Source organism: Sporosarcina sp. ACRSM (genome assembly GCF_022346545.1).
Classification (GTDB): Bacteria; Bacillota; Bacilli; order Bacillales_A; family Planococcaceae; genus Sporosarcina.
This window is the reverse complement of sequence record NZ_JAKRNU010000002.1, coordinates 303,554-316,943: the sequence shown is the minus strand read 5'-3', so window position 1 is coordinate 316,943 and position 13,390 is coordinate 303,554. Positions and strand designations below refer to the sequence as shown.

13 protein-coding genes are annotated in these 13,390 nt (G+C 43.5%); 12 read left to right on the top strand and 1 reads right to left on the bottom strand.

Going from position 1 to position 13,390, the window contains the following annotated elements; genetic code table 11:
* Positions 1-16: 16 nt before the first annotated feature.
* Complete coding sequence (locus tag MHZ95_RS05355; RefSeq protein WP_239389493.1) at positions 17-1,495, bottom strand: protein adenylyltransferase SelO; 1,479 nt, start codon at positions 1,493-1,495, stop codon at positions 17-19.
* Between the two features lie 244 nt (positions 1,496-1,739).
* Here MHZ95_RS05355 and MHZ95_RS05350 point away from each other — a divergent pair, with 244 nt between their 5' ends.
* The 12 genes from MHZ95_RS05350 to MHZ95_RS05295 all read left to right on the top strand — a co-directional run bounded on the left by MHZ95_RS05350 (position 1,740) and on the right by MHZ95_RS05295 (position 13,293).
* The gene (locus MHZ95_RS05350) at positions 1,740-3,140 is read left to right on the top strand and encodes a plasmid pRiA4b ORF-3 family protein (protein ID WP_239389492.1); all 1,401 of its coding nucleotides are present in this window, start codon (positions 1,740-1,742) and stop codon (positions 3,138-3,140) included.
* 288 nt (positions 3,141-3,428) lie between these two features.
* Positions 3,429-3,989 (top strand): integrase, encoded by a 561-nt coding sequence (locus MHZ95_RS05345; protein ID WP_239389491.1) that lies wholly within the window; start codon positions 3,429-3,431, stop codon positions 3,987-3,989.
* Between the two features lie 131 nt (positions 3,990-4,120).
* On the top strand, positions 4,121-4,690 hold the full coding sequence (locus MHZ95_RS05340; RefSeq protein WP_239389490.1) for a manganese efflux pump MntP: 570 nt from the start codon (positions 4,121-4,123) through the stop codon (positions 4,688-4,690).
* A 136-nt stretch (positions 4,691-4,826) separates the two neighbouring features.
* Complete coding sequence (locus tag MHZ95_RS05335) at positions 4,827-5,648, top strand: alpha/beta fold hydrolase (RefSeq protein ID WP_239389489.1); 822 nt, start codon at positions 4,827-4,829, stop codon at positions 5,646-5,648.
* A gap of 451 nt (positions 5,649-6,099) precedes the next feature.
* Positions 6,100-6,969, top strand: coding sequence for a 5-oxoprolinase subunit B family protein (locus MHZ95_RS05330; RefSeq protein ID WP_239389488.1), 870 nt, complete (start codon positions 6,100-6,102; stop codon positions 6,967-6,969).
* A complete protein-coding gene (locus MHZ95_RS05325; RefSeq protein WP_239389487.1) occupies positions 6,966-7,964 on the top strand; it encodes a 5-oxoprolinase subunit C family protein in 999 nt (332 codons plus the stop codon). The genes MHZ95_RS05330 and MHZ95_RS05325 overlap by 4 nt, the downstream gene beginning before the upstream one ends.
* A complete protein-coding gene (locus MHZ95_RS05320) occupies positions 7,957-8,211 on the top strand; it encodes an acetyl-CoA carboxylase (RefSeq protein WP_239389486.1) in 255 nt (84 codons plus the stop codon). Before MHZ95_RS05325 ends, MHZ95_RS05320 begins: the two co-directional genes overlap by 8 nt.
* 27 nt (positions 8,212-8,238) lie before the next feature.
* Complete coding sequence (locus MHZ95_RS05315; protein ID WP_239389485.1) at positions 8,239-9,009, top strand: LamB/YcsF family protein; 771 nt, start codon at positions 8,239-8,241, stop codon at positions 9,007-9,009.
* A 19-nt stretch (positions 9,010-9,028) separates the two neighbouring features.
* Positions 9,029-9,481 (top strand): SRPBCC family protein, encoded by a 453-nt coding sequence (locus tag MHZ95_RS05310; RefSeq protein WP_239389484.1) that lies wholly within the window; start codon positions 9,029-9,031, stop codon positions 9,479-9,481.
* A 99-nt stretch (positions 9,482-9,580) separates the two neighbouring features.
* The gene (locus MHZ95_RS05305) at positions 9,581-10,090 is read left to right on the top strand and encodes a (2Fe-2S)-binding protein (RefSeq protein ID WP_239389483.1); all 510 of its coding nucleotides are present in this window, start codon (positions 9,581-9,583) and stop codon (positions 10,088-10,090) included.
* Positions 10,090-12,435: a xanthine dehydrogenase family protein molybdopterin-binding subunit gene (locus MHZ95_RS05300; protein WP_239389482.1), complete on the top strand. Its 2,346-nt coding sequence runs from the start codon at positions 10,090-10,092 to the stop codon at positions 12,433-12,435. The genes MHZ95_RS05305 and MHZ95_RS05300 overlap by 1 nt, the downstream gene beginning before the upstream one ends.
* A complete protein-coding gene (locus tag MHZ95_RS05295) occupies positions 12,436-13,293 on the top strand; it encodes an FAD binding domain-containing protein (protein ID WP_239389481.1) in 858 nt (285 codons plus the stop codon).
* Positions 13,294-13,390: the final 97 nt, after the last annotated feature.

The following is a 13,390-nucleotide window of genomic DNA, read 5'->3' as shown; positions in this document are numbered from 1 at the left end:
TTTTCTACTATGCAGATCATGTACCGCAAAAAGTGCGGTATGGGGTTGTTGATAGAGATTCTGGCAGCATGGCATATTCAGCTTGTACATCTGTATGGTCGTATGGGTTCGAAAGAGCATCGAGAAGCCTATGCATAACAGTGAGGTCATCCCGTTCGACCGCTGCTTCAAGTGCGGCTTCCACCAAATGATTACGAGGAATGATCGCCGGATTATTGTCTCGCATCAATTGTTGACTAAACGCAGTGGTTTCATGCTGTCTGCTTCGTCGAGCTTCCCATCTTTTATTCCATTCTGTGAATTCTACAGTGTGGAAAAATCCCAGTTCTTCGGGCTTGTTAAACGTTAAGGCAAGAAAAGTGTTCGTATAATCTGCATGATGAGTTTGCATGATATTCAAAAAGTCTCTAATAAGCTCCCTGTCTTCGGTCTCTTCATTATATAGGCCTAATTTTGCTCGCATTCCCGAGAACCAATAGGAATCATAACGCTCTGGGAATTGTGAAAGAGCTTTTTCAGCAATTTCAACGGCTTTTTCCTGTTCTGTGTGGAACAATGGTAGTAACGCCTCAGCAAATCGAGCGAGATTCCAACCAATAATCGGGGGTTGGTTACCATAAGCATAGCGCCCTTGAACGTCTATCGAACTAAAGACTGTTTTAGGATCATACGTATCCATAAAAGCACAAGGACCATAATCAATAGTTTCCCCGCTAATCGTCATATTGTCCGTATTCATCACCCCGTGAATGAAACCGGCAAGTTGCCATTTTGCAACGAGCAATGCTTGACGTTCCAAAACCCGTTGAAAAAATGTAAGATAGCGGCTGTCGTCCGATTCAATTTCAGGGTAATGCCGCTGGATGGCATAGTCAGCCAGCGTACGAAGTTCCTCTATTGTGCCCCAATTGGCAACATATTGGAAAGTGCCAAACCGTAGATGACTGGCGGCAACGCGGGTGAGGATGGCGCCTGGCAACTCCTTTTCGCGGATTATCGACTCACCGGTAGTCACGACAGCTAAACTGCGCGTTGTGGGGATCCGAAGCGCATGCATCGCTTCGCTGATGATATACTCCCGCAACATCGGTCCTAATGTCGCTCGTCCATCCCCTCCGCGCGAAAAAGGGGTGCGTCCCGAACCTTTCAACTGAATATCAACTCGTTCACCTGAAGGCGTGATTTGTTCGCCAATAAGCATCGCACGACCGTCCCCCAGCATCGTAAAATTCCCGAATTGATGGCCCGCATATGCTTGCGTCAGCGGTAATGAGCCTTTAGGCATCCGATTGCCGGAAAAAACCGCGATGTTCTCTTCGCTTTTCAAGCCTTCAGCATTCAAGCCGATAGACGTTGCCAAAGAATCATTCAAGATGACCAACTTCGGTTCCGGTACGGGATTTGGCTCAAGCACAGAAAAAAAGGATTGCGGTAGACGTGCATAACTATTATCAAAATTCCATCCTGTTGAAGTGGAAGCATTGTTTTTTGTCATTGAATCTCCCATCTGCTATTGTTTATTTATAGCGTTTAATTTGTTCATTTGTACATTTATTATACGCATTTTGCTATATAAATACTTCTTTCAGGATTTTGATGTTTCCGTCATAATATGAAAAGAAGGTTTACTAAAATCACTCAATATGGAATAATTAAGGATACAATGTATGGAAATAAAGCCAAAGGTCGATTAAAAAGACAATATGGCGTATGATTAGAGGAAAAGATGTAGGTGACATATGAAAGCATATATTCTAAAAATAACCTTTGAAGACATTTCTCCACTTGTGTGGCGACGTGTGATTTTACCAGCGGATGTGACCGTGAATCGAATACATGAAACCATTCAGCGTGTTACCAATTTCCAAAGTGCTGGAGATCCTTATCATTCCTTTGCAGTAGAGACAGAGGAAGATTATATTACAAATAATGAATTTATTTCAGAGGAATACAAAGGAAAGACATATTTCGGTAAGGCGGTCAAACAACCGACACGTATGAAAATCGATTCGTATCTTCAAAAACATGGGGAGTTTATTTATAATTATGATTTTGGAGATGGTTGGAAAATTCGTGTGTCGCTTGAAGAAACGGTAGAGGATTATTATTTTGGCTATCCGACGCTATTGGATGGAGAAGGTATGGCGCCACCGGAGGATGTGGGCGGTCCACCAGGATTTGCGGCGTTTCTAGAAGTGTATGGTGATCCAACCCATCCTGATAACGAAACGACTGTCGCATGGGCTGAAAGTCAATTGTATAGGCCTTTGAACCTTGCGATGGTGAACGAGATCTTAAAAGCAGTCAAATATAAAAAGACGGAATGGGCATTCATTGACCATGAAAATTACAACGTGAAATCGGATAAATACCGTATGCCGAATCAAGTGGAATCAAGTCCAAAGCCAAATCAATTGAAGACGAGTCCGATACCAAACGCTGAGCGGATCATTCAATATGCTATCGCCTGCGGAAATTTATATGGCTATCTCGAATATCCACAATTTCTGGAAATTTATAATGGCCAAAATGAGCCAAACATATCCAGTCAAGATATCAAAGCTCTTCTAGCGGATCCTCGATATGCTAAATTGCTAAAGAAAGCACAAATTACTGTACAACCTAAAGCATTGGCACATCAAGCAGCAGATGACGGACTCTTACAAAAAACGGCTGGGAAACCCTTCTATGTGCCTGAAAAAGAGGAGCTTTTACGCTACGTAGACGGCGAATATTATGAAATGACGGATTTTCACGAACAGTTTATGGGAAAACTTGCGGAAGATTTTTTCGGTGGCAGTACAATCATGGTGAAAGGGATATTGGATGACTTGATCACTAAACTGCAAGCCGCAGAAAATTATTCCCAAATCGTGACGCAACAGTTTATTAGACGATTCGCCATGAAAGATGTCATGCAGATGAATGAATATGCCTATATGATCTCTATGATCGCTAATACTACGCGTATTTGGGAGAATAGAGGGCATACGCCGTCTGAGCTTTCCGCCATGGAAAAAAATTATTTGAAATCAATCCAAGATCCAGCATCAAATGGCATTTCCGATAAAAAGATTGGCCGAAATGATCCATGCCTATGCGGAAGTGGCAAGAAATATAAGAAGTGTTGCGGAAAATAACAAAGGAATCCGATCTATCGAGTTCATGGATAGCAACAACCTCTCGCGGAGGCCCCTTGGAAAAGGGAGCCTCCGTTTTCCTGTATTTATCCTTCAATCCTTCCGAACAAATCCGAAACACATAATGTTATCGTGGGGAAGATTGTTTTCTTGAAAAAGTATTCTATTTTCTGTAAAATAAAATGGTTGGATAATATTTCTTTATAAGGCGTAATCTACCCTTGTACCACTATATTACCCACATCCTCAAACGATAAACTTAAAATTACTAGAAAGCTAGGGGAACGAATGACGGAAAGAACGAAAAATAAAAGCATTAAGCAATTGATTCAGTCGACCGTTGCAGCTGTCCAGATGGATATTCGTTTAAAGCCTGATAGCTCTGGAGTGAATATGAGCTATAATTTTATACTCGATTATGTGGGATTTGATACACAGCGTTTGCAGCAAGCAAGAAACGAAATGCAGACCCATATCCCACTTCATGAATATATCAAGATATTGACGCTACATGAGCTAGGCCATGCAGTGGATAGAGAGGCATTGATGGATTCTTTGCCGCGAACAATGGAAATATACGAAATGAAAAAAAAACATCCATTTCATCAACAATATGAGAATCTCGAATTGCTAGAGATGATCATTGAAGAACATAAGATGAATATCCTTTTCGAGGAAACGGCATGGATAAACGCAGAAGAGTTGAATCGGATTTATCGGATTGTTGATTGGCACAGCTTTGAAAAAGTGAAAACGCATAGTTTGTCAACGTATCAAGAACTTTATGAACAGGATTTAGCACTTTATGATCGACTTGTGGCGGAAAGCGGTGAACCTGCTGCATCTTAAGCATTTCGAATGCTTGTTGTCCAAACAATCCAGAAGCGAAAAATACCTAGTCTGTCGGCGATTGTCCAGACCCCAAAAATCCCTCTGCATATGATTCAAGATAGGATTGAATTGTAGGTAGGGGGATAACTATGCAGTGGATAACGATTATACTATTGGGCATTGCCGCCAATTTGGATAACCTTGTCGTCAGTCTTGCTTATAGCGTGAAGCAGACCAAAATTCCGTTTGTATCGAACTTGACGATTGCAGGCGTATCGATGACTGTCACTTATGTTTCAGTAATCGCAGGGAATAGGATCATCGAGTATATATCGCCAGATACTGCTAGCCTGATTGGAAGCTTGTTACTTTGTGCGATAGGATTATGGACGATTATACCTCATCAGTCAAATGGGGATGCGCCTGAAAAAAATCCGGCATTGATTGATAGAAACGGAGATAAAATTGTTTCGTTTCGGGAGGCATTGATGCTTGGAGTCATCCTTTCTGCAAATTGTTTAGCCACTGGAATAGGAATCGGTGCAAATGGGATTTCAGCATTAGGGGCTGTGCTCTCGATCGGTTTCTTCTCCCTTGTGACGATAGGCGCGAGTAACCATTGTGGAAAATTGCTCTCCCGAACGCCAATCGGGAAATATCCCTCAACGATTGCCGGTGGATTACTCATTTTCATCGGCATTTTTGAGATTTTCGTCTAAAAGAATGATTTCTCCGTATTGAGACAGTAGAGTATAAGACACTTCCAATTGTCAATTTAAATATCGATTAATTCGGAATACTCATTTGTTTCTACTTTTAAGTATGGTAGCCTTAACTAAGAAGGGGGGATTCCGATTGGCGTATTTTCGTACGGAAGATCATGTCGACTTATATTTCGAGGAAGAAGGAAAAGGAAAACCGGTTGTACTAATCCATGGTTGGTCCGCATCTCGAAAGCATTTCAAGAAGCAAATTAACGAGCTGGCAAAACATCATCGTGTCATCCGTTATGATCTCCGTGGGCATGGGGACTCCAGTAGAGTCGAACAGGGTTTGACGATGGCCCAATTTGCAAAAGACTTAAGGGATTTGATAACTTACCTGAAATTGGAAGATGTCTCTTTGGTAGGTTGGTCGATGGGCACACATATCATTTGGGAGTATGTGAAAAATTATGGATGCGACAATATAGAAAGTCTCTGCTATATCGATATGACACCGAAGCTGTTGACTGATGAGGAATGGGAGCTTGGGTTATTTGGGGATTTCCAGCATGAGAAAAACTTATGGACATTGGCGAGCATTGCAACAGACTGGAAAGTGCACACACAAGGTTTTGTTCCTGCGATGTTTGCGCCGACTTTCGACGATCCAGAAATGCTACAGTGGTGTTTTGAAGAAGCGGAGAAAAATACCCCTCATGTGATGCTTGCCATGTGGATAGCGATGGCACTCCAAGATTATAGAGAGATATTGCCGAAGATATCCGTTCCTTGTCTCATCACATATGGAGCTAAAAGTTTCTATCGTAAAGAAACGAGTGATTATTTGCAAGCGCAGATTCCAGATGCAACATTGGTTAGATTCGAACAGAGCGGCCATGCACCACAAATCGAAGAAGCCGAAAAATTTAACGATACGCTGCTCAAATTTCTAGGTAAGGTGAAAGCAGTATAATATAAAAAGATAATTGTTCCTTTTAAATAGCGGTATCAGGTTCTAATACAGTGTACAATCGTGTTAGAACCGGATGCCGCTTATAAATTTAGTTGACATTGGGCGATAGGAGCCCAGGCAAAAGTGGATTTATAGAATAACCTCTTTCTCTTTGAATGAGCAAAGTAGATAATAAGTGAAGAATTTTCTTGTTCGATTCTTTACTGAAATTTATAAAACAAGCTCTGTATTCGATATCGAATACAGGGCTTGTTTTTGTAATGCTTAATTGGCAATCTATAAGATCTTTCGTCATAAGCTGTCGAAATTATAACTTTATTTTGACTATTGTAATCTTCGATAGTAGGATAGTTCTTGAATGATTGAAAAGGTAATATGGTACGTCTATGCGTTTAAGTCTGCACAACACTAGTTCTATCAAAAAAGAGATCAATCGTGAGGTGAAGTGGAAATGGCTCGTTATGAATATGGCGGAGATGAGTTTATTTTTGTGGAATTATCCGAGGAAATGGGATTGGAAGTCAATTTCCAAGCAATGGCGATTACTGAAAAACTGAAAGAAGAGGAACTACCAGGAATCGTGGATATTTGTCCTTCAAACGCATCTTATATGGTCCGTTTTAATCCGGATGAAATTCATCCCGACGTGCTCATTGCAAAACTGCAGCATTTAGAGGAAACGGTCTCTATCGATGATATTGAAATTTCTTCAAGGATTGTCGATGTTCCGATTTTGTTTGATGATCCATGGACAAATGAGGCGTTAATGCGCTTCAGGGATCGCCATCAAGATCCAAATTCGACCGACTTGGAATATGCGGCTCACATCAATGGATTTGACTCAAAAGAAGAACTGATAAAAGCAATCACAGATTCCCCTTACCTCGTATCAATGATCGGCTTTGTTCCAGGGTTGCCTTGGTGCTACCAAATGGTTCCGAGAGAACGGCAAATCGAAGTGCCGAAGTATGTTCGTCCACGAACGTATACGCCAGAAAGAGCGTTCGGTTTTGGCGGAGCATTTGCAGTTATCTATCCAGTGGAAGGGGCTGGAGGATACCAGTTATTCGGAACAGCAGCAGCGCCAATTTTCGAAAAAGAGCAACGTTCCCCTGACTTCAAAGATTCGTTAACATTCCCAAGACAAGGGGATATTTTCAGATATCGCAGTATCGAGATGGACGAGTATGAGAAAATCCGCGAAACGGTTGAAAAGGGAACTTTCCGTTATTTAACGAAAGATATTACCTTCAAACCGAAAAACGTACTGGATGATCCAAAAGGCTTCTCCGAAGATGTATTAGGGAGGTTGTATGCATGATCAAAGTTATTAGTCCCGGTTTGCAGACGACAGTTCAAGACGGGGGACGTATCGGATTTTATGAAGTTGGTATGCCTCCGTCCGGGGCGATGGACAAATACTCCTATACTGTCAGTAACTTGCTTGTCGGCAATAATGAAAACGCTGCCACTTTAGAAATTACGTATTTGGGGCCTGTTCTGGAATTTCAGGAAGATGCGCTTATCGCACTCACTGGTGGCGAAATTCCTCCGAAAATAAATGGGGAAGCCGTACCGATGTGGGAAGCTTTGTCCGTCAAGGCAGGTGATCGGCTAAGCTTTGACTTTGTTAAACAGGGCGCCAGAGTGTATCTTGCGGTAGCGGGCGGGATTGATGTTCCCGTAATTATGGGATCCCGTTCTACATATACATTATGTGGAATTGGTGGTTTGGAAGGCAGACCCCTCCAAGCGAATGATCAACTGGTCATCGGCGCAGATCGTCTTCATTCGGTACAAGCTGGCGCGCGGGTTGCAGATGAGTTGATCCCGCTTTTTTCGAAAAAGCATGAAATTCGAGTGGTGTTAGGTCTTTGCAGCTATCGATTAACCGAAGAAAGTAAGGAACGTTTTTTCTCAATCGATTGGAGCGTAACACCGGAAGCCAATCGGGTCGGTTATCGGTTCAAAGGGGAACGTTTGAATTTTGTTGAACGTGAACAGCCGTTTGGTGCAGGGAGCAACCCGTCCAATGTAGTTGACCTTGGTTACCCGATCGGATCGATTCAAGTACCGGATGGTGTCGAGCCGATTGCCTTGTTGAATGACGCTGTAACAGGCGGAGGATATGCCACGATAGCGACAATCATCAGTACAGATTTAAATAAAATGGGGCAAATCAAGACGAACGAAACTGTAAAATTCGTTTCAGTAAGTATCGAGGAAGCACTTGCAGCAAGGAAAGAGGAAAAAGATAAATTGAATGCAATAAAAGAACAACTTTACTTAGGAACAGGAGGGGTTATCAATGAGTAATCATCAGAAAATACTTGCAGCAATACCCGGCATTTTTTTTCGTAAACCTTCACCGGAAGAAGCCGACTATGTGAATGAAGGAGACGTGGTAAACGAAGGGGATACGATCGGTTTGATTGAAGTGATGAAAACCTTTTATGAGGTGAAAGCAGAATCTGCAGGAGTCATTGAAAGCTTTTTAATCTCAAATGAAGAAATTGTGGAAGCAGGACAAGAGCTTGCCGTACTGAATGGACAAAGTAAATGACAATTGTGTAAAAGTGAGGTTTTGCAAATGCTCCGAGTAGATTTAAATTGCGATATGGGTGAGAGCTTCGGTTTGTACGATCAAGGGAATGACGAGGAAATGATGCAATACATCACTTCTGCGAACATTGCATGCGGTTTTCATGCAGGGGATCCACATGTGATGAGAAAGACGATTGAACTGGCAAAAAAGTACGAAGTAGGCATAGGGGTACATCCTGGTTTTCCTGATTTACTAGGATTCGGAAGACGGGATCTTGCATGTACCCCGTCTGAAGTGAAGGATTACGTAACGTATCAGATGGGTGCATTGAGGGAATTTGCCAAAGCATACGATGTGAAACTCCAGCATTGTAAACCACACGGTGCCTTATTCATGAAAGCGATGGAAGACAAGCAAATCGCACGGGCGATTCTGGAAGCCATTCATGACGTTCAATCCGATATGATCGTATTTTCTTTAAATAACTCCGTATTCATGGAAGAGTCGATGAAAATGGGCATTCCGGTTGCAAAGGAAGCCTATGCCGATCGGGAACATACGAAGGATGGTTCGATTGTTTTAACGAGGAAAGGTTCAGTGATTACAGACTATGCCCAAATGGCTGACCGTGTCGTGCGCATGATTAAAGAAAAGAAAGTACAGACGCATGACGGAAAAGATGCTTCTATCGAGGCCGAAACGATTTGCATTCATGGAGATACACCCGGTGCACCACAATTAGCGAAAGCCATTGTGGAAGCTCTGACGAACAACGATATAAAAATCGTTCCGGTCAAGCATATTATTCAAAAATGAGAAATGGAGGTGACGATTGATGAAGATGGAGCATTCTTATTCGTTTAAAGGGATTTCGAGAGAGACGTTATGGAAAACGATTCAAGATAAAGAAGTTTTACGAAAGGCTTTGCCGGGTTGTAAAGTATTCGAAGAAGTTGAGGACAATGTGTTTCATAGTATTCTAGGTATTAATATCGGTCCGATAAAAGGCGAATTTACAGCGGATGTTCAACAAGTAGATAAGCAAGAACCGGAAAGCTATCGCTTGCTTGTTCATGCAAAAGGGAAACCTGGTGAAATTGAAGCGGATGCGGCTATGCATATGGAAGAGACTGAAGATGGGGTGACACTTACTTGCAATGCAGATGTGGAAGTAACGGGTCTTCTTGCCTCGATTGGTCAGCGTATCGTAGGGGGCGTTGCAAAAGTGGTAATCGGACAATTTTTTAAAGATATAGAAAAAGAGACAAAACAAATGGCTGAAATGTGACAGCTATACAAGCATTACATTCAGCGGAAAAAGGATAAAGGTATAAGGGTTTCCCAACAGGTACTATCCAGTTCTTTTACTATTATGGAGGTGTAATAGATGGGCATTCAAGATGTATCTGTAGGCGTGATAGTGAACGGGAAAGAAAGATGTGCTGAAGTGGAACCACGAACTTTGTTAGTTCACTATCTCCGAGATGGACTAGGGTTGAAGGGGACTCATATCGGCTGTGATACGAGCCAATGCGGAGCCTGTACGGTGATGCTGGATGAGGCTGCGGTGAAATCTTGTACGATGTTGGCGGTCCAGGCTGACGGAACGGAGATAACGACAGTTGAAGGGTTAGGCACTATAAAAAATCTGCATCCGATTCAGCAAGGTTTTTGGGAAGAACATGGCTTACAATGTGGCTATTGTACGCCGGGTGTCATGGTGGCCATGGTAGCACTGTTAAAAGAAAATCCAAATCCGACAGATGAGGAAATCCGTATAGGCCTAGAAGGTGTCATTTGCCGTTGCACTGGCTATCAGTTTATCGTCAATGCGGTCAAACATGCGGCAAAATTGATGGCTGAACAAAATATTGAAATCGAGGAGGTGCTGTCGTAATGGTTAAACATGTAGGTGCACGGTTGAAAAGGAAAGAGGATCCAAAGCTTCTAACCGGCAATGGGAATTTTGCGGATGATATTCAATTACCTGGACTTTTGCATGCAGCCATTTTACGCAGTCCTCACGCACATGCACTCATCCGAAAGATTAATATTGAAAAGGCTTTACAGGCACCAGGCGTTGTAGCCATCTATACCGGAAAAGACCTAGAAGGGAAAATCGGAAGGATTCCATCGTCATGGTTAGTACCAGATGCCAATTTAAAAGAAGCACCTCAATATCCACTGGCCATCGACCGGGCTCGGTATGTCGGAGACGGGATAGCCCTTGTCATTGCCGAAGGACGTTATGCCGTACGGGATGTGTTGGATCTCATTGAAGTGGAATATGAGACGCTTCCCGTAGCTGTCAACCAGAAAGAAGCAATGGCCGAGCATGCACCTCTTGTCCATGATGATATTGAAAATAATATCGCTTTACATTGGAAAGCAGGAGAAGTGGACGACGCGGATATTGATGGGGCGGAAGTGGTTGTCCGTGCGAGTTTTAATGTGCAACGAGTTGCACCGAGCGCGATGGAAACAAGGGCCGCAATTGGTCAGTACAATCCAGGTAGCGGGGAATTGACACTCTGGTGCACTTCACAAAACCCGCATATTCACCGGATGGTGTTATCGGAAGTTCTCAATATATCCGAGTCGAAACTCCAAATCATCGTGCCGGATATGGGGGGAGGTTTCGGCGGCAAGATCGGCGTGTATCCGGATGAGGCGCTCATCGGCTATGCTGCACGTGATTTAGGTAGACCCGTCAAATGGGTTGAAGAGCGAAATGAGCATTTCTCCGCCTCGAACCATGGACGGGATGAAATTATTGACGTTGAATTGGCAGGAAAATCAGATGGTACATTAACCGCAATACGTGTAAGGAATACGGCGAATTTGGGTGCCTATCTATCCACAATGGGACCCGGAGTTGCCACCATCGACTTTGGTTTAATGATTACAGGTGCCTATGCAATTCCAAAGGCCTCATGTGAAACATTCGGAGTCTATACGAACACCACACCGACAGATGCATACCGGGGTGCCGGAAAACCGGAGTCCACGTATCAGATTGAACGGGCGATTGACCTATTTGCTAAAAAGATCGGCATGGATCCGATTGAAATAAGGCGAAAAAACTTCGCGAAAAAGGAAGATTTTCCATATACGAATGCACAAGGGCTTGTTTATGATAGCGGCGACTATGAAAAACCGCTGAATAAGGCGCTCGAGATGATAGATTATAAAAAGTTGCGTGAAGAACAAGCGAACCAACGGAAAAAAGGTAAACTGATCGGCATCGGGATTTCCACGTATGTGGAACTATGCGGATTCGGACCTTCGGCTGTTGCAGGGGCAATCGGATTTCAGGGTGGTGTTTGGGAGAATTCGACTGTGCGGGTCCACCCGTCAGGTAAAGTAAATGTCTACACAGGAACTTCTCCACATGGACAAGGTCATGACACGACATTTTCACAAGTTGTCGCAGACAAACTGGGTATTCCAATGGAAGATATCGATTTTGTCTTTAACGACACGAAGGCCATTTCGATGGGATGGGGGACGTATGGTTCACGTTCAGTAGCGGTTGGCGGAGGGGCTGTCTCAATGGCTGCTGATCGGATTGTCGACAAAGCGAAGAAAATCGCTGCCCATGAACTCGAAGTATCTGTAGACGAGATTGATTTTTCGAATGGAGTCTTTCAAGTGAAAGGCGCTCCAAGCAAGCGACGTACATTCAAAGAAATTGCCAAATCTGCAAATATGGCTTGGAATCTACCAGCAGATATGGAACCATCGCTCGAAAAACAGGCATTTTTTGACCCTTCAAATTTTGTTTATCCTTTTGGTACACATATTGTAATTGTCGAAGTTGACAAAGATACAGGCGAAATAGAGATAAAGCGCTATATAGCGGTCGATGATGTCGGACGTGTCATTAACCCGCTCACAGCTGAAGGCCAAGTGCATGGGGGAATCGCTCAAGGGGTCGGGCAAGCTCTTTGGGAAGGGATTGTCTATAATGATGCTGGTCAACTTCTGTCAGGTTCGTTCATGGATTATGCGATGCCAAAAGCACGCTTTTTCCCGCGAATAGAAACCGCGTTTACCGAAACGCTCAGTCCCGTTAATCCGCTTGGCGCTAAAGGGATCGGAGAAACCGGGACAACCGCATCGATTCCAGCCGTCATGAATGCGGTTATCGATGCATTAGAGCCATACGGAGTGAAGGACATTGAAATGCCGCTCACCCCTGAAAAGGTTTGGCGAGCCATTCAAAATGGGGAGGGGAACTAATTGATACCCGCAAAATTCGATTATGTTCGTGCAGACTCAGTAGACCAGGCTATCCAATTATTACAGCAAAGTGATGGCGAAGGCAAAATCATGGCTGGTGGCCATAGTTTACTTCCACTTATGAAATTCAGAGTGACTGAACCGGGCAAAATCATCGATATTAGTCGTATTGCCGAACTAAAAGGGGTGCGAATTGAAGGAAACCGGATAATTGTCGGAGCATTAACAACGCATCATGAATTGGCAACTCATCCGATCGCTCAAGAATTGGTTCCTGTATTGGCTGATGCCGCGAGCCAAATCGGGGATATCCAAATTCGGAACCGTGGGACGATCGGTGGCAATATTGCCCATGGCGATCCAGTTGCAGATTTGCCTGCACCTGCGCTTGCTTTGGAAGCAGAGCTGCAAATCCAAGGGGATGAGGGGCAAGAGGTAATGAGTGTAGATGGGTTCATTCTTGGTCCGCTCATTACACTATTACCTGAAAATAGTGTCGTAACGAGTGTCAGTTTCAAAATCCCTCCATCACATACAAAATCGACATATCTCAAGTTTTTCCATCACGCTTCCGGGTATCCCGTTGTAGGGGTTGCGGTTGTGGCAGGGGTGGATAAGAAAGGTTTCATCGATTTTGTCAGAGTGGGAATCACCGGTGTAGGTGAAGTTTCCTATCGGGCATCGTCTGTAGAAAAGCAACTTTTGGGACAACGACCAACTGAAACGACTATTCAATCTGCAGCGGAATTGGCAATCGAAGATGGAGAAATGGGCAGTGATCTATTCGCTTCGGCAGAATACCGGGCGAATATTTGTAAAGTATATACTGCGCGTGCTTTGAAAACTGTCCTTCTATAAATACGCATGATAAGGAAGTGAAAAGGCTTGAGACTTTTATAGTGCTCGGTCTTTTCATTTCTTCAATCCGTTCCACCAAGTCAAATTCGGGGGTGAT

Bases quoted from the DNA above. Each gene is read 5' to 3' on its own strand.
- MHZ95_RS05340 (WP_239389490.1), top strand. From the start codon at position 4,121: ATGCAGTGGATAACGATTATACTATTGGGCATTGCCGCCAATTTGGAT.
- MHZ95_RS05315 (WP_239389485.1), top strand. From the start codon at position 8,239: ATGCTCCGAGTAGATTTAAATTGCGATATGGGTGAGAGCTTCGGTTTG.
- MHZ95_RS05320 (WP_239389486.1), top strand. From the start codon at position 7,957: ATGAGTAATCATCAGAAAATACTTGCAGCAATACCCGGCATTTTTTTT.
- MHZ95_RS05350 (WP_239389492.1), top strand. From the start codon at position 1,740: ATGAAAGCATATATTCTAAAAATAACCTTTGAAGACATTTCTCCACTT.
- MHZ95_RS05345 (WP_239389491.1), top strand. From the start codon at position 3,429: ATGACGGAAAGAACGAAAAATAAAAGCATTAAGCAATTGATTCAGTCG.
- MHZ95_RS05310 (WP_239389484.1), top strand. From the start codon at position 9,029: ATGAAGATGGAGCATTCTTATTCGTTTAAAGGGATTTCGAGAGAGACG.
- MHZ95_RS05325 (WP_239389487.1), top strand. From the start codon at position 6,966: ATGATCAAAGTTATTAGTCCCGGTTTGCAGACGACAGTTCAAGACGGG.
- MHZ95_RS05330 (WP_239389488.1), top strand. From the start codon at position 6,100: ATGGCTCGTTATGAATATGGCGGAGATGAGTTTATTTTTGTGGAATTA.
- MHZ95_RS05300 (WP_239389482.1), top strand. From the start codon at position 10,090: ATGGTTAAACATGTAGGTGCACGGTTGAAAAGGAAAGAGGATCCAAAG.
- MHZ95_RS05355 (WP_239389493.1), bottom strand. From the start codon at position 1,495: ATGACAAAAAACAATGCTTCCACTTCAACAGGATGGAATTTTGATAAT.
- MHZ95_RS05305 (WP_239389483.1), top strand. From the start codon at position 9,581: ATGGGCATTCAAGATGTATCTGTAGGCGTGATAGTGAACGGGAAAGAA.